Below are 22,263 nucleotides of genomic sequence, written 5' to 3'. Positions count from 1 at the left end.
ATCAGATAAATACCTGCACCGCAAGATCGATCAATTTGATCCCGATAAACGGGGCGACCAGACCGCCGAAGCCGTAAATCAGCAGATTTTTGCCGAGCAAGCGGCTGGTGCTCATCGGCTTGTAGGCGACGCCTTTCATCGCGAGCGGAATCAGCAGCGGGATAATGATCGCGTTGAAGATCAACGCGGACAGGATCGCCGACAGCGGCGAATCAAGCCGCATGATGTTCAGCGTCTGCATCTGCGGAATGGCGACCATGAACATCGCCGGAATGATGGCGAAATATTTAGCGACGTCGTTGGCGATACTGAACGTGGTCAGCGCGCCGCGCGTCATGAGCAGCTGCTTGCCGATCGCGACCACTTCGATGATTTTCGACGGGTCGGAATCCAGATCGACCATGTTGGCCGCTTCTTTGGCGGCGACGGTGCCGCTGTTCATGGCGATGCCGACGTCGGCCTGCGCCAACGCGGGCGCGTCGTTCGTGCCGTCGCCGGTCATGGCGACAAGCTTGCCTTCGGCCTGCTCGCGGCGGATCACGGCGATCTTGTCTTCCGGTTTGCTTTCGGCGATAAAGTCGTCCACGCCCGCTTCGCGGGCGATGGTCGCCGCCGTCAGCGGATTGTCGCCGGTACACATGATCGTCTTGATGCCCATGCGGCGCATCTGTTCGAACCGTTCGCGCATGCCGGGCTTCACGGTGTCTTTAAGATGGATCAATCCGTAGATCCGGTTGTCTACCGCCACGGCCAGCGGCGTGCCGCCTGCCGTGGCGATCGCGCTGCTGCCGTCGTCCAGATCGTCCGGCACCGAACCGCCTTGCGAGCGGACCCACTGCTTCACCGAGTCGACCGCGCCTTTGCGCACTTGGCGTCCGTCCGGCAGATCGATGCCGCTCATGCGGGTCTCGGCTTGGAATTCGATAAACTCGCCGCCTTCGCCGAGCTTTTCGTCGTACGGAAAACCGTTCTTTTTCATCAATTCCAGTACGGAGCGTCCTTCCGGCGTCTCGTCTTTGAGCGAGCTGATTGCCGCCCAATAGGCAGTTTCTTCTTCGCGGATTGCTTTGACCGGAACAAATTCGCTCGCCATCCGGTTACCGAAGGTGATCGTGCCTGTTTTATCGAGAATGATCGTGTTGATGTCGCCCGACGCTTCGACCGCTTTACCGGACATGGCGAGTACATTAAATTGCGTGACCCGGTCCATGCCCGCGATGCCGATCGCGGAGAGCAGGCCGCCGATGGTGGTCGGAATCAGGCAGACGAGCAGGGCGATCAAGATCGGGATTTCCATTTGGATGCCGAGGAAGTCCGACAGGAACGGCAGGGTGACGACGACAATCAGGAAGATCAGGGTCAGGCTGACCAGCACGGTATTCAGCGCGATTTCGTTCGGCGTTTTTTGACGCTTCGCGCCTTCGACGAGCGAGATCATGCGATCCAGGAACGATTCGCCGGGATCTGCGGAAATGCGGACCTTGATCTTGTCGCTGACGACTTTCGTGCCGCCCGTAACGGAGCTGAAGTCGCCGCCGGCTTCTTTGATGACCGGAGCGGATTCGCCCGTGATCGCCGATTCATCGACGGAAGCGAGTCCTTCGACCACTTCGCCGTCGCCGGGAATCAGTTCGCCGGCTTCCACGACGACGAAGTCGCCTTTGCGCAGCTCGGAGGCGGGTACGACTTTGATTGCGCCGCTGCTCGAGACTTTATTGGCGCTGATGTCCTGCTTGGTTTTTTTGAGCGAATCGGCCTGCGCTTTGCCGCGTCCTTCCGCCAGCGCTTCGGCAAAATTGGCGAACAGCAGCGTCAGCAGCAAGATGACCGTCGTGACGATGTTGAACCAACGCGGCACGGTGCCGCCGAACGCGTCCGGCACGAAGCACAGCAGCAGGGTGACCAGAAAACCGATCTCGACGACGAACATGACCGGGTTGCGCATCATGATGCGCGGGTCGAGTTTCACGAACGACTCCCGCAAAGCGGCGCTCGCAATCTCGCCGCTCAGCATGGTCTTTTTCTTATCCATAAATCAGCGTCTCCATTCCGTGTGTGAGGTGTATAAGCGTTCCGGGTTATAAGGTCAGTTGTTCCGCGATCGGGCCCAGCACCAGCGCCGGGAAGAACGTCAGCGCGCCGACGATCAGCACGATGCCGACGAATACCGCGCCGAACATCGCCGTATCGGTGCGGAACGTGCCGGACGATTCCGGGATCGGCTTTTTGGCGGCGAGCGAACCGGCCACGGCAAGCAGCGTTACCATCGAGATGTAGCGGCCGAGGAACATGACGATGCCGGTCGAGACGTTCCAGAACGTCGTCGCGTCGCCCAACCCTTCGAACCCGGAGCCGTTGTTGGCCGCGGCCGACGTGAACTCGTACAGCGCTTGAGTGAGTCCGTGAAACCCGGGATTGGAGATCGTTTCCGGATTCGTCGCCAGCGCGATCGCGGTCGGAACGAGAATCAGGAACGGCTGGACAAGCAGCGTGACGGCGATCAGCTTCATTTCTTTGCCTTCGATCTTGCGTCCGAGGAATTCCGGCGTGCGTCCGACCATCAGACCGGACAGGAACACGGCGATGATCGCGTACATCAGAACGTTGACAAAGCCTACGCCCATGCCGCCAAACACGGTATTGAGCATCATGTTCGCCAGCGGGACCATGCCGCCGATCGGGGTCAGCGTATCGTGCATCGTGTTGACCGCGCCCGTCTCGGCGGCTGTTGTAATCACGGAGTAGAAGGCCGACTGCGCTTCGCCAAAGCGGACTTCCTTGCCTTCCATCGAACCTTGCTCATGCTGGATGCCGAGATTGTTCAGCGCCGGGTTGCCCGCGCTTTCCGCAGTGAGCGAGAGGGTCGTCATGATGATGAGCATCATCAGCATGGACACGAACAGCACGCGGCCTTGCTTGATCGAACCGGCCATTTTGCCGTAAGCAAAAGGCAGCGCCGAGGTCACTAACATCATGAGCAGGATTTGCAGCAGATTGCTCAAGCCGCTCGGATTCTCGAACGGATGCGCCGAGTTGACGCCGAGGAAGCCGCCGCCGTTATTGCCGACTTCTTTGATCGCAAGAAACGAAGCGATCGGTCCGCGGGCGATGGTCTGCTGCGCGCCTTCTAGCGTGGTTGCGGTCGCAGCCGGCTCGAACGTTTGCGGAACGCCCATAAACACGAACAGCAGCGCCGAGACGAACGCGACCGGCAGCAGGACGCGGGTCAGGCCGCGGATCAGGTCGACGAAAAAGTTGCCCGCCGCTTTGCCCGTCAGGCCGCGAATGAACGCCATGACGAGCGCGAGGCCGGTCGCGGGCGACACGAACATCGCGAACACCAGCACGCTGGCTTGCGACAGGTACGAGACGCCGCTTTCGCCGCTGTAATGCTGCAAGTCGGTGTTGGCCATGAAGCTGATTGCGGTGTTAAAAGCGAGCGACGGCTCCATGTTGGCGATCCCCGCCGGATTGAGCGGCAGCATGCCTTGAAAACGGAGCACCAGGTACACGATCAAGATCATGACGGCGTTACTGCCGATCAGCGACGCCGCGTACATTTTCCAACTTTGATTGTCTTCGCGGATGCCGCTGATTTTATAAATGATCCGTTCGACCGGACCGTAAATCCGGTTCAGCCGGTTCGGCGCGTAATCGAACGCCGCCGCCAGGTACAGGCCGACCGGCTTCGCCAGAAGCACGACGATCAGCAGGGTGACGACTATTGCGAGGATACTGATTGTGGTCACGAAATTCCCTCCATTTGTACTAGAACTTTTCCGGGTTGATCAGGGCGTAGCAGAGATACAAAAACAATAAGGCGACGACGCCGGCAAGCACTGCGATCATCGGTCGTCACGTCCTTCCTTGACGACGCTGCCGGACCAAAGCGACAGCCCCAGCACCGCCAGCGTCATCAATGCGATCAAGCCGAGCATTAAAATATCGGTCATGTTAACCTTCCTTTGACTTTGGGATGGGATACCGCGACATGTCCAAGCTTCGCGATTCATGTGACGTATCTTAGTCCCGAAGCGGAAAGGTGTAAAACAAGATAAATGCGAAAAAAGATGATTTTTGTTCTTTTTTGATCGTTTTTGAAATTTGGAGATCTATATTGTTCCGTTTATTCCCGTATACGCTCTTTTTCTCTCGATTTTATTGATTTTTACGCTATTTTTACGCCTTTATAGCAGATCTTTATACCTTTTTTATGCGGTTTTGCAGGCGTGGATTTAGCTATTGCCGCTCCTGGTGATTTATACTGAAAACACGGAATGAAATCAGGGCCGTCGGCCGGGCAGGAGAGCGTAAGTGAGCGACTTGGAGAGAAACGGACTGCGTAAAGGCAAATTGACGTTGTTTATGGGAGCCGCGCCCGGCGCGGGCAAGACTCAGGCCATGCTCCGCGCGGCGATTCGCGAGGCGGCGGCAGGGACGGCGGTGTGCTGCGCGGTATCCGGAGCAGAAGCTAGATATCCCGATACGCTGGCACTGCTCAAAGGTTCGGGGCTTCCCGGAGCGCCGGAGCGCGGCGGCGAGTTGGACGTCGAGCAGCTGATGGAGACGAAGCCCGGACTCGTGGTCGTGGATCGGCTGGAAGCCCGGAATTCGCCGCAAACGCTGCGCAGCAAACGATATATGGATGTCGAAGCGTTGCTGTTGAACGGAATCGACGTGTATGCGGCGCTGAATGTGGGACATGTGGAGAGTTTGAACGCACTGGCAAGCCGGATACTCGGGCAAGCGCTGCCGGAGACCGTTCCGGATGCTTTCGTCGAGCAAGCCGATACGCTGCGCATCGCCGATGCCCCGCCGGAGGAGATGATCCGCCGCAGCGGACAAAGTCCGTCGGAAGTCGGCGCGTTATCCGCGATGCGTGAAATGCTGTTCCGATATGCCGCCGAGCGCACGGACAGCCATCTCGACGATTATTTGCACGGCCGACGCACAGCAGGAGGAGGAATCGCCGGTCCCTGGCCGGTTGCGGAAAAGGTCATGGTGGCGATCGGGCCGGCGCCTTCCACGGAGGAGCTGCTTCGGATCGGAAGACGAACGGCGGCGGCGCTTAAAACAGGCTGGTTCGCGGTCTATGTGCGTGTTCCGGAAGGCGCTATCGGCACCGGCGTTCAGAGGCAGGGAGAACCCGAACGGAATTTGCGATTGGCCAAAGAACTGGGCGCGCAGGTCAGCGTGATCGAGGGAACGGATGTGGCCGGCGAGCTATTGCGCTTCGCGGAGCAGCATCATGTGAGGCAGCTTCTCGTCGGTGAAAGTATTCGTCCGCGTTTCGGTATGCGCCGGGGCGCCACGTTGGCCGAGAAGTTAGTCCGGGCGAGTCGGGACGTTCATATACGGGTCGTGCCTAATAGCGGACAGACCCGGGATTCGCTGCCAGATCGGAGCGTGCGGCATCATTCGAGCGCCAGCCTGAAGTCGAGAGCGCTGCCGCGGTGGTCCGCGTATGGACTCATCACGCTGCTGACCGTCGTGTTGACGCTTGTCATGAGCCGGTACGCGGACGAGCTGGAGATCGTGAATATCGCGTTGATCTACTTGTTCCCGGTTCTGCTCAGCGCCGTATACGGCGGACTCGGCCCGGCTCTTTTCGCGGCGGGGATCGGCGTGTTGGCGCTTGACTTTTTCTTCGTTGCACCGCAGTTGAGCTTCACGGTCTCGGATTTGCGTTATCTCATTTCGTTCGGCGTTTATCTATCGGTAGCGGGTCTGACCGCAAGTATGGCCGAGAGGCTTAAGCGTCAGGCCGTACAGGCGCATCAGCGCGAAGCTCATACCGCCTCGCTGTACGCATTCAGTCAGCAGATCGGCGCCGTATCGGATGTGTCTTCCCTGCTCGACGGCGTGACCAAGCAATTGTCGCAAACGATCGGTGCCGAGACGGCGGTCTATTTGCCGGACGAATCCGGTGCGCTTCGCCGCGTGCATGTCTCTTCGGCGGAAGCGATTGACAGCGGCGAGCGCGTGCGGGAAGAGGAAGTTGTGGTGCGCATGGTTTACGAAGAAGGCGAGGAAGCCGGACAAGGTTCGCATACGCTGCGCGAGCTGCCGGGACGTTATCTGCCGCTTCGGACAGAAGATCGAACTTACGGAGTATTGGTGGTTCGTTTGGCTCAAGGCGAACATCCGCCCAAAAAGACGCTCACGGACGAACAGCAGCGCCTGCTTGCGGCGTTGTGCGGCTTGGCTGCTGCGGCCATTGCGCGCTTCAAGCTGGCCGAGGAGGCCAAGCTGGCGCATCTGACTGCCGAATCGGAACGCCTGCGGTCGGCCATTCTCGATTCGGTGTCGCACGAGCTGCGCACGCCGCTGGCTGCGGTGATCGGATCGGCAACCGGATTGATCGAGAATGACGAACTTTTTTCCAAGCAGGACCGGATGGAGTTGCTCGAGACGATTCGCAGCGGGGCCATGCGCATGAGCCGCCTGGTGCAGAATCTGCTCGGCATGGTGAGGCTGGAGAGCGGCATGCTGCAATTGCGGCGGGAATGGTGCGATATTCAGGATCTCATCGGTGTATCATTGGCGCAGATCCGGGATATTCGCGGTCGCCGCAAGATTACCGTGGATCTGCCGGATGATCTGCCGATGGTGCGCGGGGACGAGGTGCTGCTGGAGCAGGTATTGGGCAATGTGCTGGGCAATGCGATCAAATACAGTCCGGACGGCAGCGAGATCGGCATTGCAGCGCGGGCAACCGGGAATCGGCTGGTACTGAGCATTTCGGATGAAGGGCCGGGTCTGCCATCGGGCGAAGAGCAGCGCGTATTCGAAAAGTTCTACCGATCCAACTCGACCCGGCACGTATCCGGTACGGGACTGGGTCTGGCGATCTGCAAAGGCATCGTGGACCTGCATGGCGGAGAGATATCGGCCGCATCCCGAACGGACGGAAAAGATGGGGCGATCGTCCTGATTTCGTTGCCGCTTCCTGAGCTGTCGGTATCCGATACAAGCAGGAAGTCGCAAGACGTAAAGGAAGCGTACGAGGAAAAGGGGAAAACAGATGGCGAATGAAACGACGGCGGGAGCGCGGATTTTGGTTGTGGATGACGAACCGCAAATTCGGAAGCTGTTAAAAGTCACGCTGGCCGCGCACGGCTATTCCGTACATGAGGCGGAGACGGGACAAGAAGGCGTGCTGCAAGCTTCCATGGTTCATCCCGATCTGATCGTATTGGACCTGGGTCTGCCGGATCTGACAGGGATGGAAGTATTGGAGCGTATTCGGGACTGGTCGGGCATCCCTGTCATTGTGCTCACGGCGAAGGATCGGGAAGAAGACAAAATTGCTGCCCTGGACGCAGGAGCGGACGATTATGTAACCAAGCCGTTTGGCATGGGGGAGTTGGTGGCGCGTATCCGCGTAGCTTTGCGCCATACGGCCAAATCGGCAGAGGAGCCGGTCATTCGCAGCGGAACGCTGACCATCGATCTCGCTCAGCGCATCGTCGAATCCGGCGGGGAGCGGATCAAGCTGACGCCGACGGAATACGATCTGCTCAAGGCTTTGGCGTCCAACGCGGGTAAGGTTGTGACGCAGCGCCAGCTGCTTCAGCAGGTGTGGGGAAACCAGCATGACGAAGGAGATAGCCATTACTTGCGGATCTACATCGGCCATCTGCGCAAAAAGTTGGAGGAAGATCCTTCCCAGCCGCGCCTGATCGTAACCGAACCTGGAGTCGGATACCGCTTCCTTGCTCAAGAATGATATAATTAAGAAACGTTTCAACGTTTAATATGGCAAAGCGGAATAGGGTGATGGGGATTTGGACGCTTTGGATGTAAAGATTCTCAGTTTGCTGCAACAAAACGCTCGTATGAATGTTACTTCGCTGTCGCAGGAATTGGCGCTTAGCCGTCCCAGCGTAGCGGAAAGGCTTCACCGGCTAGAAGAGCGGGGAGTGATCGAGGGCTATACGGCTCGCGTCTCTCCACAGGCGGTCGGGCGGGATACCCGGCTTGTCATCCAGGTTTCGGATCTTCGGGTCACGCCGAAGCAGTTCGAAGAATGGGCACAGGGGGAATCCGATATCGTTGAATGTCATCGTGTAACGGGAACTGCGAGTCACTTCTTGCAGGCGACCGTTGCGGGAACTCAAGGACTGCGGGAGCTGGTCGACCGCCTGATGGATTTTGGCAATGTGCAGACGTCTGTCGTGTTAGCTTCGCCTGTGGCGAATCGGCCGATTTTGCCGCCGGAAGAAGCGATGAAGTAAACGACGCTCCGGATCTGCGGGGAACAGCCTCGATCAACCGACAAGAAGAACTCGAAAGCATGCTTGCTATGTCGCTTGCCTGTTTTCAGGCGGAGCGGACGAAACGGAAAGTCGAAGCTTGGCTCGAAAGAGCCGGCTTCGGCTTTTCTTTTGCCTGCTTTCATGCGTCGTTTTTTGGGGGTATGTTACACTGAAGCTATCGATTCGCTGGTACCTTGTCAACGGTCAACGCTAGCGGAAATTCAAGGATACGGGTGATCATCATGAAGTTGCTAACACTGAACACGCATGCTTGGCATGAAGAAGAGCAGGAGAAGAAGATCGCGCAATTGGCGGACTTTATCAACGAAAGAGGCTTCGACGGCATTGCGCTGCAAGAAGTGAATCAGTTGGCGACGGCCGAAGCGGCCGGAGCGGAACGTTTGACGCAATACGTCGAGGCAGAGCCGGGCGTCGTCATTCGTGCCGATAATTACGCGCTGCTTCTGCTCGAACAATTGGACGCGCCTTATTATTGGACCTGGCTGCCGACGCACGGCGCTTACCACGGTCGTTACGACGAAGGAGTAGCCGTGCTGACGCGCGAGCCGATTACGGATACCGTATACGGTTATGTCTCGGGTCTTCGCGACTACCTGAACTACAAGACGCGACGTTTGCTCGGGGTGAAGACGACCCTTGGCGGACCTCATACGGAGCCGATCTGGCTATGCAGCGCGCATTGCGGCTGGTGGCATGACGAGGAAGAGCCGTTCCGTCCGCAGTGGGATCGGGCGGAAGCCCTGCTTAAGCCTCTGCGCGATGCAGGCGAGAAGTTGTTCCTGCTGGGCGATTTGAACAATGTGGCACAGATTCGCGGCGAAGGCTATGACTATGTCATGGAGCATGGTTGGTGCGATCTGTATACGTCCGCGTTGGAAAAAGATGAAGGCTCGACGGTGCTCAAAGCGATCGGCGGCTGGGAGGATAACAAGCGGCCTCTGCGGATCGACTATATTCTGTCCGGTAGCCCGATCACGGCGAAGAAGTCGGAGGTCGTATTGGACGGTAAAAACGGCCCGGTCGTATCCGATCATTTCGGAGTTGCGGCGGAAGTGTAGTCGGGTAGCAAGTGAATTTGAATATGAAAAAGACCTCGAAATCCGCAGGAGAGCGGAGAACGAGGTCTTTTCGGCGTTGGGCGAACGTTGGCCTTCAAGCGCGCATTGCTTTTTGCAGGCCGATTTTGAAAAAAGCTCAAGACTGGCGCGGAGGACTCGGGCGATACATGCCGATCGAAGCCGGAGCCGTATCGATAAATCCGAAGTGCCGATACAGCGCGTCCGCAGGAGTATCGGCGATCAGGCTGACGAACGAGCGGGGAGGGACGTTGGCGTCCAGGTACGTTTCGATCTCGATCATGATTCGCTTGCCGAGACCGCGACGATGCATCGAAGGATGGACGACGATATCGGAAATCAGGTAGGCGCAGCCTCCGTCTCCGAGCACGCGTCCCATGCCGACGAGGCGGCCTTCTTCGCGCAACGTCACGCAAAACAGCGAGTTCGGCAGGCCATTTTGCGCGGCTTCGAGCGTGCGCGGGCTCATGCCTGCCGCGACGCGCAGTTCGATATATTCCTCCGGCTGCGGGATTTCGTGGGCAAGAATCGGTTCGGAGCGTTGTGCGTGATCGGTCATGTGGGTCTCCTTCGCGTGTGCAGTAATGTTGGTGTAAAAAGTAGAATGGAACGGCATACATGATTTTGCCTTGCCGCTTGCGGCACGGGATAGTCGGGCATCAAGCAACTTGGCCCTTGGCGCAGATACAGAATCGACTGCAAACAGTTCTGCTCATAGAACGATGACGCAGGCGCAAAAAATGTTGACTGAATGCGCACATTTTGGCTTGATTTTGGCCGCTTTCGAAAAAATGCTGACGAAATGCACACATTTTTGTCTGAAATCAGCATTCGGGGCGAATTTGGAGCGAAAATCTTGACGAAATGCACACATTTTACTCCAAGGCGTCTTTTTATAGCAAAAATATGATCAAAACGTCAACATTTGCGACAGCGACGGACAGCGACGGACAGCGACGGACAGCGACGGACAGCGACGGGAGTGAACTCCGATGTTGTCGAAAAGGTCGCTGCTGCGCTCGGTACCGCGTACGTGATGCTCCGATCAGCCTTGCCGCAACGTAAACAGATCGCGCAGCGCGCTGTCCGACAGCTCGGTGATCCAGCCTTCCGAACCCGCGATGACGCTGTCGCTGAGCTGCTGTTTGCTTTCCAGCATATCGTCGATCCGCTCTTCCAGCGTGCCGATCGAGATGAATTTATGCACCTGGACGTCTTTGGTCTGACCCATCCGGTACGCCCGGTCGGTCGCCTGGTTCTCGACGGCCGGGTTCCACCAGCGGTCCACGTGGAAAACGTGGTTGGCTGCCGTCAGGTTCAAGCCGACGCCGCCTGCTTTGAGCGAGAGAATGAACACGGCGGTCGTCTCGCCGGCCGGCTGCTCTTTCTCCTGGAACTGCTCGATCATGCGCTCGCGCACCGTTCGCGGCGTGCTGCCGTTGAGGTACAGCACGTTCTCGCCGAGTTCTTCGCTCAGCACGCGCTGCATCATTTCGCCCATGCCGATGTACTGGGTGAAGATCAGGCAGCGCTCGCCTTCGGCGCGCAGCTCTTTGACCATTGCGACGAGCCGCGACAGCTTGGCCGATTGCTCGATCAGCGTATCGAGATCCGGCGCTTCGTCCGGATCGACCGCGCCGTCGGCGCCGGCGGTCAGCGCCGGATGGTCGCACAGCCGCTTGAGCTGCGTCAGCGCCGACAGGATCGCGCCTTTGCGCTTCATGCCTTCAAGCTGCGGCATTTCTTTGAGCAGCTGCTTGACGACCTGTTCGTACAGGACGCTTTGTTCCGGCGTGAGATGGATGTAGGTTTTCATTTCGTTCTTTTCCGGCAGGTCCAGCTGGATGTTCGGATCTTTCTTTTTGCGGCGCAGCATGAACGGTTTGACCAGCTTTTGCAGCTCGACGATTTTGTCTTCGCTTTGTTCTTTTTCGATCGGGTTCGCGAAGCGTTCCTGGAACGACTTCGGTCCGCCGAGATAGCCGGGGACCATAAAGTCGTAGATCGACCACAGCTCGGCCAAGCGGTTTTCGATCGGCGTGCCGGTCAGCGCGATCTTGTGCAGCGCTTTGAAACTGCGGATCGCGGTGGACTGCTTGGTCTGCGCGTTTTTGATCGTTTGCGCTTCGTCGAGGCAGATGGTCAGCCAGTCGAAGCCGCGCAGCAGGTCTTGGTCGAGTGCGGACGTGGCATAGGACGTCAGCACGACGTCGGCGTCCGAGGCCGCGGCGGCGAACGCTTCGCCGGTTCGCCGGTTGCCGCCGTAGTGCAGCATGACGCGGAGGTCGGGCGCGAAGCGCGCGATTTCCTTCTGCCAGTTGCCGAGCAACGAAGTCGGGCAGATGATCAGGGAAGCCTCCAGCGGATAGGAACCGGGACGGATGATGCCGTCGTCCTTGGGCAGCCATGCGGGAGCGGCCGGCAAGCCGCCCGGCGCGGCGGGATTCGCCGCGCCGCCGGAGCCGGAAGCATAGCGGCCGGGATCGCCGCCGCGCAGCGGCTGTCCGGCCGCGAACGCTTCGGCGCGGCTTTCTTTGACGTGCAGCAGATACGAGATGAGCTGCACGGTTTTGCCGAGGCCCATATCGTCGGCCAGGCAGGCGCCAAGCCCCAAGCGGCGCAGGAACGCCAGCCAGCCGAAGCCTTCGCGCTGGTAATTGCGCAGATCGGCGCGCAGGCCGCGCGGGATCTTGACCTCCGGCCAAGCTTCTTTTTGGCCGAGCTGGTCGATCAGCGCGGACAGATGGCCGCTGAGCTGCACTTCGATCTCCAGCCGCGCCTGAAGTTCTGCTTTGGCGTGATCTTCGTCCTCGCCTTCCTGTTCTTCTTTTTTCAACAATTGAAGCTGAATAATGTCCTGGAACGACAAGCCGCTGCGTTTGTCCAATCCGTTCATCGCCCGGCTGATCTGCGTCAGCAAAGCCGGATCGAGCGCGACCCATTCGCCGCGGAATTGCACCAGCCGCTCGTTGCGCGCCGCAAGCTCCATATATTCTTCTTCGCTGAACTCCGTGTCGCCGATCGCGATGCGCCAATCGAAGTTGAGCACGGAATCGAGGCCGAACACGGACTTGCCGCCCTTCTTGCCGTCGCCTTCTTCTTCGTTGACCCGCGCTTTGAGCTTGGGTTTCTTTTTGCTCGCGGCCTGCCACCAAGCCGGCAGCAGCACGCGCCAACCGTTATCCAACAACCTCGGGCTGTCTTTCGTCAGAAATTGCCAAGCGGCAGGTCCGCTCATGCCGCGTCCCAAAATATCCGTCCCCGCCGCCACGCGCGAAGTCGGCAGTCCGGTACGCAGGCTTTTGAGCCATTCCGCGCTGCGTTCGCGCACATGCTTTTCCCAGGCCGCAGGCCATTTTCCCGCCGCGACGCCCGTATCCGACAGCGTGATCGGAGACAGCGACGTCTCGTCTTTTTTATCCTGCAAAGCCAGTTCCAACCGCCAATCCGCGCTGTCCTCATCCGGCTCCAGGAAGCGCACGACCGGACGGAACGGCATGGAATCTTCGCGCCAGCCGACCGCCACCAGCCATGCGTCCTCGTCCAGACCGGCCGCCGACGCGCCGCGGTCGAACAGTCGCGGATGCTCGCGCCGCAGGTCGAGCGCCGCATGTTCGGTGCCGTAACGGCGCTGGAACACGGCTGCCGAATACGCCGCGCGCAGCCCGGTCAGAAACGTCTCTTCCGCCGTAACCTCGTCTTCTTCCCGCCCGCCGAACATGGCTTCCTCGTACGCTTCTTCGTTGCTCTGCTTTTTACGCGCATCCTGCGCTTCGGCTTCCGCGTTCGCCGCTTGAAGCTTGCCGCGATCCAGCGCCGCCAGCACCGAAGCATACTGACGCTCTTTCAGCGCGTGCCGATCCCATTTCCATTGCAGCTTGCCCGAGCGGTAAGCGCCGAAGTCCGGTTTGAACGCCCGCTTGGCGATGCTGGCCGCGAGTGCCGGAGCATGGCGCGCCAGCAGCTCGGCATCGCCCTCGAAGCTCCAGTCGATCGACTTCAACAACGGTTGATCCGCGAAAAACGACAGCACCATTTCCGCGGGCAGCAGCACAAGCTCCATATCGCCGCTGTTTTGAATCTCAAGATCCGTCCCGTAAAAAGACTCTTCGTGCCGCGCGAACAACAACTGCTTGAAATACAATCCCGGCACCGCGCCGTACGTCGGCTTCGTTCCGTAAATCAGGGCGTCGCCGTACTCGCTGAGCACGGCATGCACCGTAACGGTCTCCATCACTGCGTTCATAGCATCAGCTTTCCTTTCTTCAATTCTTCTTGAAGCGCGCGCAGCCGTCCGTACCTAGCGTTAAAACCCGCCATAAACACGTCCCAACGCTCTTCGCGCTTCGTTTTTTTATATAATTTCTCCAGCCGCTTGAGCAGTTTCGCCGCACGCTTGTAGCCGTCGCGGTTGCGCTGCTCCACGAACCGCTCGACCGCCTGATGGTAAAAAGGCAGCAGCAGTTCGGGCGCGTTTTTTTCGATCGGCGCGAGGTCCGTTACTTTGAAGTTGGAAGGCTCGGCGCCCGTCGCCAGTTGAAAGTCCATCCAATCGTCCCAACGTTCCCGTTCCAGCAGCTTGGCTTCGTAAAAGTCCGACGCGTACGGCAGCATGCCGCCGAGCGTTTTCCACATGATCTCTTCGGCCTCGGGCCGCTGTGCCAGCATCTCGTCCCATAATCGTCCGTAATCGGTCAGGCCGGCACGCGCGCGTTCCAATAAAGGGCCGAACGTCTCCAACCAGACGAGCAGCCGATCCCATTCTCCGTTTTCTTCGAGCGTAGAAAGGAAGTCGGGCAGTTTTTTGAGCGAAAAATAAGGTTTGTCCGCCGCTTCGTTCAGCAGGGTTTCGGCTTTCTCGTCCTGCTTCAGGCAGAAGCGGCTCCAGGCGTTGGCTCCGAGCCAGGCCTGCCGGTTCAAGGAACGTCCGAGCTCGCGCTCTTCATCCATTAAATATTGAAGCTCGGACTCGTAGACGTCGTCGCGTTCTGCCGGACTTGTTTCTTGCGAAGGAGCGGCCCAGTGATGAAGCAGCGAATAATAAGCCTGCGAAAAAGCGCTTTGTTCGCGGTCTTCGGTCAGCATCTGCCGCCGCGTCAGCCCGACCGTCTCGCTCAAGCGTTCCTTGACCTGGGCATCATCTCGATCGGTCAGCGGTGCGGTGAGACATTCCTTCATCGCGGCGGCCGTGTCGGATACAGCCAGATGCGCGTAATATCCGGTCGAGGACGCGATCATTGTTTTTAAAACGAACAGATGCGCATTCAAGCGATACAACTGCTCGATTCCCGGGCGAAAAGGCGGCAGTTCTTCGAAAATTTTGGCTAGTGTCAGCTCCGCGAACTTCGGATTGCGGGTACGTCCGGCCAATGCCGCAGCCGCTTGTTCGAAGCGACGATGCCAAGCGGAAATGCCGGAAGCGGCGAGCACCGACGCTTGCTCGATGCTGGCTTCTTTGGCTTGTTCTTCCTCGGTGGCGGCGCGGCTTGCCGAGCGATCGGTCGGGTGTCCCGCATCGGAACCCGCCGCGGAATCCGAGGTCGAATTTGGCGGCGAGGCGGAATCGGTCTGCCTGCGTGCTGCTTTTCCCAACGCGGGTAAACCTTCTTTCGAGGGATCAGCGGCTTTGGCGGAAGCGGCGGCCGCGGCGCTCGCATTGGCCAGCGCAGAGACCGGGCGCCCGTACAGCCGGGCCAGCTTCATCAGGGCAGCGGCCTGGTGGCGGCAGGGCTTCCGGTCCGTGCAGTCGCAGCTGCCTCCGGCGGGAAAGTCCAACGCCAGCTCGACACGGCGGATGCCGTCGTTATCTTTGACCTCGGCTTCGAGCCGCCGCTCTTCGGTCAGGGACAACTGCTGAATGCTCCCGATCCGTTCGAGCATAAAGCCTTTTTTCAACGTCAGGTCGTCATAAGCTTCCGCGACTCCCTGCACGAGCGTATTCCATTGTTCGTCGGTGAATGCTATATTTCCGTCCATTCCGTTATCGTCTCCCGTTCTTCTCCCGTAAGGGCAGTGATTGCAATGTCCGCCTATTATAACACGCATAAGCGAACGTCTGTACCCGGCCAGCGCACGCGATTTTTTGCCGTCGAAAAGCGCATCCCGGAATATAAGCGCTATACCGCGGACGCTTCTGCCAGCGGAGGACGTAGAATCAAGGTTCTCGAAAACGATTCCGAACACCATGTACGCCTGACGCGGATATAAAATTTTTCCGAAAACGTATGCAATATATTGCATGAAGGTTTTTGAAGGTCTATAATGAACGAATCTTGTCATGACAATGTTAGGTCGTGTCTTAAAACTCAACGATGTACAGATTTTACCGCCTTTTCGCGCTCCGCGGCGTCACTGTTTCTTGACGTGCCCCGGCACGACTTCGAAAAAGTTCCTTGCTGAACACAAAAATTCGGCAAAATCTGCTTTCATCGGAGTTTTAAGACACGCCCTAGATTTGAAGGAGGACGTTATGCCGATTCCAGCAGGATTTTCCACACCCAACCGACTCTCGGCGAAACAGCGCGCCTTCCAGCAATTGCAGGAATGGATCATCGACGGAACGTTGAGGCCGGGGGAAAAGTTAAACGATGCGGAGCTTGCGGGCGCGCTCGGAGTAAGCCGTACGCCGGTCCGCGAAGCGCTTCAACTCCTGAACGCCGAAGGCTTCGTCGAGATGAATCCGGGCGTGTCCACGCAGGTGACCGAGGTGGACGGAGAAGACATCACCAAGATTCTGCCGCCGCTTGCCGCTTTGCAATCATTGGCTTCCGAGCTTGTGGCTACGACGATCGTACCCGAGCAGATCGAAGAGCTGCGTCGGCTCAATGCCGAGTTCGGCGAAGCATTAAGCAAAGGCGACACCGCCTATGCGCTGAAACTTGATGAAGAATTTCACGGCGCGATCGTCGAACTGACGGAGAATTCGTACATTTCCAATACCCTCTCCATGTTCCAGGCGCATGTTCGCCGTTTGTTTTTCCATAACTCGATCATTCTGACGCAGGATTCGATCGAGGATCACGAATTGCTGCTTCAGGCTTTCGAACGAGGCGACAGCGAGGAAGCGAGACTGATTTCCCGTCGAAATTGGCTGCGCGCCGTCGACATTTATCATGCGAAGTCCGAATCGACTCGTTAATCGCTTGCCTGTTACCTTTATCGCATTAGGGCGTGTACGCGAAGGCGTCGCCCGCCACACTTAGATTCCCTGGTATGTCGACTGCATTCATCGCACTCAGCCTACGCATCGGGTTTTACAACTGGAGGATTTATCATTATGTCGAAAAAAGCGCCTTTGTCGTTCGTCATCATACTCGGTGCCATGCTGTTCGCCCTGTTCTTCGGAGCAGGCAACCTGATCTTCCCGCCGATGCTCGGCCAGATGGCCGGATCGAACGTCTGGTCCGCCAACGCGGGCTTCCTCGTAACCGGGGTCGGTCTGCCGCTGATCGCCGTCGCTTCCTTCGTATTCTCGGGCGAACGCGATCTGCGGGGGATGTCCAATCGCGTCAACCCGACGTTCGGACTTATTTTCACCGTTGTGCTTTACCTGGCGATCGGTCCGTTCTTCGCCATGCCGAGAACCGGTAGCGTCTCGTTCGAGATCGGCGTCAAGCCGCTGCTGCCCGCCGCCGATTCGCATCATCTGGCGCTGGCGATCTTCACGATTATCTTTTTCGGCATCGCCTGCTTGCTGTCGCTGAATCCGACGCGGATCATCGACGTCGTGGGTCGGGTGCTGACGCCGCTTAAGCTGACCTTTATCGGGGTGCTTGTCGCCGCTGCGTTGATCTATCCGATCGCGAAATTCGAAGCACCGGATGCGAGCTACGCGGCGAACGCCTTTTTCAAAGGATTCCAGGAAGGATATCTTACGCTGGACGCGCTGGCTGCGGTCATCTTCGGGATCATCATCGTCGGCGCGTTGAAAGACCGGGGCGTAGAAGGACGCGGGGCTCTGATGAGCGCCTGCGCCAAAGCGATTCTGATCGCCGCTGTGCTGCTGGCCTTCATCTATACGTCGCTGGCCTACATGGGCGCATCGAGCGTCGGCAAGCTGGGCGTGCTCGGCAACGGCGCCGACGTGCTGGCCGCGGTATCGTCGCATTACTTCGGCGCTTACGGCTCCGTGTTGCTCGGCTTGATGATCACGGTAGCCTGCATGACGACCTGCGTCGGACTGATTACGTCTTGCTCGACTTTTTTCCACGGACTGTTCCCGAAGCTGTCTTATAAAAAGATCGCGGTCGTATTGGCGGCGTTCAGCGCGCTCGTGGCCAACATCGGTCTGAACGGGCTGATCAAAGTCTCCGTGCCCGTCCTGATGATGCTCTATCCGTTGGTCATTGCGCTGGTGATCCTGACGTTCCTGCACCCGCTGTTCAAAGGCAGAAAAGAAGTGTATCAAGGCGTGATGCTGCTGACCTTCCTGGTGAGTTTGTTCGACGGAATCAAAGCGGCGGGGATCGAACTGACGGCGGTCGAGCATGTGTTTGCCGAAATTTTGCCGCTGTACAGCGTAGGTCTGGGTTGGCTGCTTCCTGCGATTGTCGGCGGGGTCGGCGGATTGCTCGTAGCCAAGTTTACCGGTAAACCGGAAGGACTGACCGCGCGCGAAACCTCGTCCGACTCTGCTTCGAAAACGACGACGCGGGTCAACGCGGATAAAGGATCGACGGCTGGCGACTGACTCGAAAAATGCTTGGAATATCGATCAAACCGGGACCGACATTTGTCGGGATTCCGGTTTTTTTGTGTTATTTAAAGCGCAAAATATAAAATTCAATCCATTCCCAATGGGAAACGTTGCACAATGGGCAATGAAGTGTTATAGTCATTTTCAGATGTTTCAGTAAATGAATGAAAGAGCTTGATAGGGAAAGGAGGAGGAAGATGACCAAGCAAAGCCTACGGGATCTGAAAAAGGAAGAAACCTGGCACGTTTTGGCGCGGACTTCTTTTGAACTGGCGTTGGAAAAAGGATTGGACGGCTTTACGATCGAGGATGTAGTGCAGCGTGCGCATTATTCGCGGAGAACGTTCGCCAACCATTTTTCATGCAAAGAAGAAGCGGTCGCGATGGCGGTCGTTTCGTTGAGCAGCGTCAATGGGGATCAGCAGCGGGAAGAAGTTCTGCGCGAAGTGGATTCGCTTCCGGCGGAAGGCTCGCCCGTCGAAGCGTTGTATCAGTGGCTGCGCATGAACTTTACGGCCAATTTGCTGCGCAAGCTGCGCGAGCTGGTCGGGCTTTCCAAGTCGTACCCGACGTTGGAACCTTATGTGCTGAACGTCCTGCATCGTCTTCAAGCGGCGGCTCAGATCGAGTTGCAGCGGGTGTGCGGCGATCGCTACGCGCAAGGTTATCCGCATATTTTGGCAGGAGCCGTATTCGGAGCCGTCTTGTCGGTGCTTGAAGGAGAGATTCAGGTTCAGCTTCCGGGAGAAGAACCTCGGAAAGAAGCGGATGCGATGACGTTCGATGAATTTTTGGATATGACGTTCGGATATTTGAAAAACGGATTTTGAGGAGCGAAAATAAGTGTCTAAATTTCTCTACAGATTAGGCAAGTCGGCATACAGCAAACCTTGGTTGTTTATTGGGGGATGGATTGTCGTTCTGGCGCTTGTCATCTCGATGCTCGGCATTAACGGAGTCAGCGTCAGCTCGGAAATGAAGCTGGAAGGCACGGAGTCGCAAAAGGTGCTCGACCAGTTGGCCGAAGTTCAGCCGGAAGCTTCCGGCGGACAGGGCAGCGTCGTATTCGTCGCCCCCGAGGGCGAAAGCCTGAATACGCCCGAACGTCTCGCGGCGATTCAGGAAGCCGTTAATGAAGTATACGGCCTCGACCAAGTGTTGAATGCGCCTGAATTGGCCGCGCAGGCGATGGCTCAAGCACAGGCTGCTCAAGGAGCAGCGGGCATGGGCGATACGTCCGCCGGAGCGGCTCAAGGAGCCGATGCCGCGACGCAGCAGGGGGCCGAAGGCGCAGCCGGCAACGATACGCAGGCCGGAACCGACGCGGACGCCCAGCAGGGAGCCGAGATGGCTCAGCCCGGCGCTACCGGAAGTGATGCCGATGCCCAGCAAGGAGCGGGCGCGGCACAGGAAGGCGCAGCCGGAACCGATCCGGCCGCAGGGGCGGACGCTGCTGCTCAGCAGGGTGCAGCGGGTTCGATGGAACTGCCGCCTTACACGCAGCTTGTCGTCGACGGCATGCCGGTGATCGGCGTAACGATCGCCAACGACGGCAGCGCGGCGTTGTTCCAATTCCAATTTACCGTACAGCAATCCGCGATCTCCGACGAAGTCAAAGAATCGGTCATCAGCACGGTTGAAGGCGTAGCAAACGAAACCGGTCTTCAAGCGCTTCCGAGCGAATCGCTGCTGCCGCTCGATATTCCGATCGGCACGAATGAAGTCTACGGCCTGGTCGTTGCCGTGATCGTTCTGATCATGACGCTCGGCTCCGTAGTCAGCGCGGGTCTGCCGCTGGTTGTCGCGCTGTTCGGCGTCGGCATCGGGGTCGGCGGCGCGTACGCGCTCTCGACTTACTTAAGCATGAGTTCGATCACGCCGGTACTGGCCTTGATGGTCGGCCTGGCGGTCGGCATCGATTACGCGCTGTTCATTATCAACCGTCAACGCCGCCTGATCTTCGATCAAGGACTGAGTGCCAAAGAAGCGGCCAGCCGTTCGATCGGAACCGCGGGCAGCGCCGTGTTCTTCGCGGGTCTGACCGTGATTATCGCTCTATGCGGCCTGCTCGTGATCGGAATCGGATTCCTCAGCACGATGGCTCTGGTCGCTTCGGTGACGGTCCTGCTGAACGTGCTGATCGCGCTCACGCTGCTGCCGGCGCTGCTCGGCCTGATCGGCGAGCGCATCTGCTCCCGCAAAGCACGCGACAAAGAAGCGGCAAACCAAGCTTCCCGCGCGCAAAAACAGTCCAAAGCACGTTGGATTCACGGCGTGATCAAATTCCGTTGGCCGGTAATCCTGCTAATCGTCGTCGTGCTCGGCGTCGCGGCAATTCCGGCTTTGAAAATGGATCTTGCGATTCCTTCGGCGGCTTCGGCCGATCTGGATACCGCCAAGCGTCAAAGTTATGATGCCATCTCGAAAAGCTTCGGCGAAGGCTTCAACGGCACGCTGCTGATCGTCGCCGAATCGGCAAACGGCGAGGACGTAACGCCGCAGACGTTAGGCGCGCTGACGCAGGGTATCCAGCAGGTGGATAACGTCTCCGTCGCTTCTCCTCTGGGCATCAGCGAGAACGGCAAGCTGGCGCTGTTCAGCGTCATTCCGAAAACGGGTCCGAACGACGAAGCGACGAAAGATCTGGTGACGACGCTGCGCGACGAAAATGCCGCATTGTCCGCCGACAACGGCGTCAAGTTGGGCGTTACCGGCGTTACGGCGGTCAATATCGACATGTCGGCGAAGCTGGCGGAAGTATTCCCGATCTACGTCGGCATCATCGTGGTGCTGTCGCTGATCATCCTGCTGCTGGTATTCCGCTCGATCGTCGTGCCGATCAAGGCGACGGTCGGCTTCCTGCTCAGTATCCTGGCGACGTTCGGCCTGACGACGGCCGTGTTCCAATGGGGCTGGCTGCATGACCTGTTCGCGTTCGATACGGCGGGTCCAATCCTGAGCTTCATGCCGATCATGGTTACGGGCATCCTGTACGGCCTGGCGATGGACTATCAGGTGTTCCTTGTATCGTCCATGCGCGAATCCTACGTGCACGGACACCGCGGCAACGACAGCGTGATCCATGGGTACGGCCAAGCCAGCCGCGTCGTACTGGCGGCGGCGGTCATCATGGTCGCCGTATTCGCGGGCTTCATCTTCACGCACGACATCATGATCAAGCAGATCGGCTTCGCGCTGGCGATCGGCATCCTGATCGACGCGTTCGTGATCCGCATGACGCTTGTTCCGGCCGTTATGTCGCTGTTCGGCGACAAAGCCTGGTCGCTGCCGAAATGGCTGGATCGCATCTTGCCGAACCTGGATGTCGAAGGGGATAAGCTGATCGAAGAGTTGAAGGCGCAGGAAGCGGCCGAGGCTGCGAGAGGGCGTTAAGCATTGTTCACGTAAAAAAATCGCAAACGAAAGCACCCGGTGATGAACCGGGTGCTTTTTTGTATGCAGAAAAGCATGAGTTTATGTATGGACCCTAATTAATTAAAGTATCGGTTAACGAAACAGTCTACACTTTTCCTGTATAAGGAGAGTGTAGACTGTTATGAAAAAAAGCGAAATATGCACTATTTCACTTTTATTTTATATTAACCGACTTACCTATTCTAGACCCGAGCGCGATTAACAGTATGCCGAGCATATATAGAGAAGCTGGCGAAGCTTCGCTGGTTTTGGGTAGGCGATCGGGGAGAGAATGGTGGACTGCCGCTCTCATAAAGCCTTGAGGCGAAATGGCAGGTTTATGTCGAACGTGCTGTACCATAGTCGCAAGCACCGGTTTGGGCGTAGGATTTTTGATAGTTGCGTTTATAAGAACTTTTTTTGGAATTGAAGCTTGCGGTATTTCGACAACCGGAGCAACCGGAGTTTCTGGAAATTTTACCGCCGTTTTGATAGAAGCCACCATGTAAGGGTCCGTAATTCCGACCGGCCGGACCGGATTGGGGATAATTGGAGTCGTGATTGCGGATACTTCTGATTCCGTCGGAACACTTTCCTTAGCTGCTGGATCAGCCGAGATGATGGAAGCGACGGAAGTGACGGAAGCATCAGGCAGCTTTCTTGCCGGAATTACCGGCGTCGGGAGACTTTCTGGTACAGACGTTTGAGCTGACACGATCATGGTTACGGGCAGGTTGTCAATCTGCTGCCGATCGAGGTTCTCGATTCTTTGAGGCTCAGGCGCTTCTTTCGTCACAAT

At 57.9% G+C, this 22,263-nt stretch carries 16 protein-coding genes; 8 read left to right on the top strand and 8 right to left on the bottom strand.

Annotation, left to right across the window (positions count from 1 at the left end; translation table 11 throughout):
- Position 1: 1 nt before the first annotated feature.
- The 4 genes from kdpB to SACSAC_RS27970 are packed head-to-tail and all read right to left on the bottom strand — an operon-like array spanning position 2 to position 3,953.
- A complete protein-coding gene (gene kdpB, locus SACSAC_RS09270) occupies positions 2-2,032 on the bottom strand; it encodes a potassium-transporting ATPase subunit KdpB (protein WP_037285534.1) in 2,031 nt (676 codons plus the stop codon).
- A 46-nt stretch (positions 2,033-2,078) separates the two neighbouring features.
- On the bottom strand, positions 2,079-3,740 hold the full coding sequence (gene kdpA, locus SACSAC_RS09265; protein WP_037292512.1) for a potassium-transporting ATPase subunit KdpA: 1,662 nt from the start codon (positions 3,738-3,740) through the stop codon (positions 2,079-2,081).
- A 28-nt stretch (positions 3,741-3,768) separates the two neighbouring features.
- A complete protein-coding gene (gene kdpF, locus SACSAC_RS28770) occupies positions 3,769-3,849 on the bottom strand; it encodes a K(+)-transporting ATPase subunit F (protein WP_084777988.1) in 81 nt (26 codons plus the stop codon).
- Positions 3,846-3,953 carry a hypothetical protein gene (locus SACSAC_RS27970; RefSeq protein WP_156950980.1) on the bottom strand — a complete coding sequence of 36 codons (108 nt, stop codon included), beginning with the start codon at positions 3,951-3,953 and terminating at the stop codon, positions 3,846-3,848. The genes kdpF and SACSAC_RS27970 overlap by 4 nt, the downstream gene beginning before the upstream one ends.
- Before the next feature lie 361 nt (positions 3,954-4,314).
- On the opposite strand from SACSAC_RS27970, the gene SACSAC_RS27010 reads away from it, so the two are divergent.
- The 4 genes from SACSAC_RS27010 to SACSAC_RS09245 all read left to right on the top strand — a co-directional run bounded on the left by SACSAC_RS27010 (position 4,315) and on the right by SACSAC_RS09245 (position 9,337).
- A complete protein-coding gene (locus SACSAC_RS27010; protein WP_051507007.1) occupies positions 4,315-7,035 on the top strand; it encodes an ATP-binding protein in 2,721 nt (906 codons plus the stop codon).
- The gene (locus SACSAC_RS09255; protein WP_037285533.1) at positions 7,025-7,729 is read left to right on the top strand and encodes a response regulator; all 705 of its coding nucleotides are present in this window, start codon (positions 7,025-7,027) and stop codon (positions 7,727-7,729) included. The genes SACSAC_RS27010 and SACSAC_RS09255 overlap by 11 nt, the downstream gene beginning before the upstream one ends.
- A gap of 58 nt (positions 7,730-7,787) precedes the next feature.
- Complete coding sequence (locus SACSAC_RS09250; RefSeq protein ID WP_037285532.1) at positions 7,788-8,237, top strand: Lrp/AsnC family transcriptional regulator; 450 nt, start codon at positions 7,788-7,790, stop codon at positions 8,235-8,237.
- A 263-nt stretch (positions 8,238-8,500) separates the two neighbouring features.
- Positions 8,501-9,337 carry an endonuclease/exonuclease/phosphatase family protein gene (locus SACSAC_RS09245; RefSeq protein WP_037285531.1) on the top strand — a complete coding sequence of 279 codons (837 nt, stop codon included), beginning with the start codon at positions 8,501-8,503 and terminating at the stop codon, positions 9,335-9,337.
- 136 nt (positions 9,338-9,473) lie between these two features.
- Here SACSAC_RS09245 and SACSAC_RS09240 read toward each other — a convergent pair whose 3' ends face one another.
- From SACSAC_RS09240 to SACSAC_RS27005, 3 genes are all read right to left on the bottom strand, one after another.
- The gene (locus SACSAC_RS09240) at positions 9,474-9,914 is read right to left on the bottom strand and encodes a GNAT family N-acetyltransferase (RefSeq protein WP_037285529.1); all 441 of its coding nucleotides are present in this window, start codon (positions 9,912-9,914) and stop codon (positions 9,474-9,476) included.
- Between the two features lie 486 nt (positions 9,915-10,400).
- The gene (locus tag SACSAC_RS09235) at positions 10,401-13,601 is read right to left on the bottom strand and encodes a DEAD/DEAH box helicase (protein WP_037285528.1); all 3,201 of its coding nucleotides are present in this window, start codon (positions 13,599-13,601) and stop codon (positions 10,401-10,403) included.
- Positions 13,598-15,331: a hypothetical protein gene (locus SACSAC_RS27005; protein ID WP_051507006.1), complete on the bottom strand. Its 1,734-nt coding sequence runs from the start codon at positions 15,329-15,331 to the stop codon at positions 13,598-13,600. Before SACSAC_RS27005 ends, SACSAC_RS09235 begins: the two co-directional genes overlap by 4 nt.
- A 493-nt stretch (positions 15,332-15,824) precedes the next feature.
- Here SACSAC_RS27005 and SACSAC_RS09220 point away from each other — a divergent pair, with 493 nt between their 5' ends.
- From SACSAC_RS09220 to SACSAC_RS09205, 4 genes are all read left to right on the top strand, one after another.
- Positions 15,825-16,493 carry a GntR family transcriptional regulator gene (locus tag SACSAC_RS09220; RefSeq protein WP_037285526.1) on the top strand — a complete coding sequence of 223 codons (669 nt, stop codon included), beginning with the start codon at positions 15,825-15,827 and terminating at the stop codon, positions 16,491-16,493.
- 138 nt (positions 16,494-16,631) lie between these two features.
- Positions 16,632-18,044 (top strand): branched-chain amino acid transport system II carrier protein, encoded by a 1,413-nt coding sequence (brnQ, locus tag SACSAC_RS09215; RefSeq protein WP_037285520.1) that lies wholly within the window; start codon positions 16,632-16,634, stop codon positions 18,042-18,044.
- A 203-nt stretch (positions 18,045-18,247) separates the two neighbouring features.
- Positions 18,248-18,880 carry a TetR/AcrR family transcriptional regulator gene (locus tag SACSAC_RS09210; RefSeq protein ID WP_037285519.1) on the top strand — a complete coding sequence of 211 codons (633 nt, stop codon included), beginning with the start codon at positions 18,248-18,250 and terminating at the stop codon, positions 18,878-18,880.
- A 13-nt stretch (positions 18,881-18,893) separates the two neighbouring features.
- A complete protein-coding gene (locus SACSAC_RS09205) occupies positions 18,894-21,443 on the top strand; it encodes an MMPL family transporter (RefSeq protein ID WP_037285518.1) in 2,550 nt (849 codons plus the stop codon).
- A gap of 196 nt (positions 21,444-21,639) precedes the next feature.
- On the opposite strand, the gene SACSAC_RS09200 is transcribed toward SACSAC_RS09205, so the two are convergent.
- The coding region (locus tag SACSAC_RS09200; protein ID WP_169833765.1) for a hypothetical protein at positions 21,640-22,263 on the bottom strand (624 nt) is incomplete at its 5' end.

The organism is Saccharibacillus sacchari DSM 19268 (genome assembly GCF_000585395.1).
In the GTDB taxonomy this organism is placed as follows: Bacteria; Bacillota; Bacilli; order Paenibacillales; family Paenibacillaceae; genus Saccharibacillus; species Saccharibacillus sacchari.
The sequence above is the reverse complement of the archived record's forward strand: the minus strand, read 5'-3'. Positions and strand labels throughout refer to the sequence as shown.

What these genes read in the sequence shown, in the direction of transcription:
- kdpB (WP_037285534.1), bottom strand. Translation starts at nt 2,032, where the DNA reads ATGGATAAGAAAAAGACCATGCTGAGCGGCGAGATTGCGAGCGCCGCT.
- kdpF (WP_084777988.1), bottom strand. Translation starts at nt 3,849, where the DNA reads ATGATCGCAGTGCTTGCCGGCGTCGTCGCCTTATTGTTTTTGTATCTC.
- SACSAC_RS27970 (WP_156950980.1), bottom strand. Translation starts at nt 3,953, where the DNA reads ATGACCGATATTTTAATGCTCGGCTTGATCGCATTGATGACGCTGGCG.
- SACSAC_RS09255 (WP_037285533.1), top strand. Translation starts at nt 7,025, where the DNA reads ATGGCGAATGAAACGACGGCGGGAGCGCGGATTTTGGTTGTGGATGAC.
- SACSAC_RS09245 (WP_037285531.1), top strand. Translation starts at nt 8,501, where the DNA reads ATGAAGTTGCTAACACTGAACACGCATGCTTGGCATGAAGAAGAGCAG.
- SACSAC_RS09240 (WP_037285529.1), bottom strand. Translation starts at nt 9,914, where the DNA reads ATGACCGATCACGCACAACGCTCCGAACCGATTCTTGCCCACGAAATC.
- SACSAC_RS09235 (WP_037285528.1), bottom strand. Translation starts at nt 13,601, where the DNA reads ATGAACGCAGTGATGGAGACCGTTACGGTGCATGCCGTGCTCAGCGAG.
- SACSAC_RS27005 (WP_051507006.1), bottom strand. Translation starts at nt 15,331, where the DNA reads ATGGACGGAAATATAGCATTCACCGACGAACAATGGAATACGCTCGTG.
- SACSAC_RS09220 (WP_037285526.1), top strand. Translation starts at nt 15,825, where the DNA reads ATGCCGATTCCAGCAGGATTTTCCACACCCAACCGACTCTCGGCGAAA.
- brnQ (WP_037285520.1), top strand. Translation starts at nt 16,632, where the DNA reads ATGTCGAAAAAAGCGCCTTTGTCGTTCGTCATCATACTCGGTGCCATG.
- SACSAC_RS09210 (WP_037285519.1), top strand. Translation starts at nt 18,248, where the DNA reads ATGACCAAGCAAAGCCTACGGGATCTGAAAAAGGAAGAAACCTGGCAC.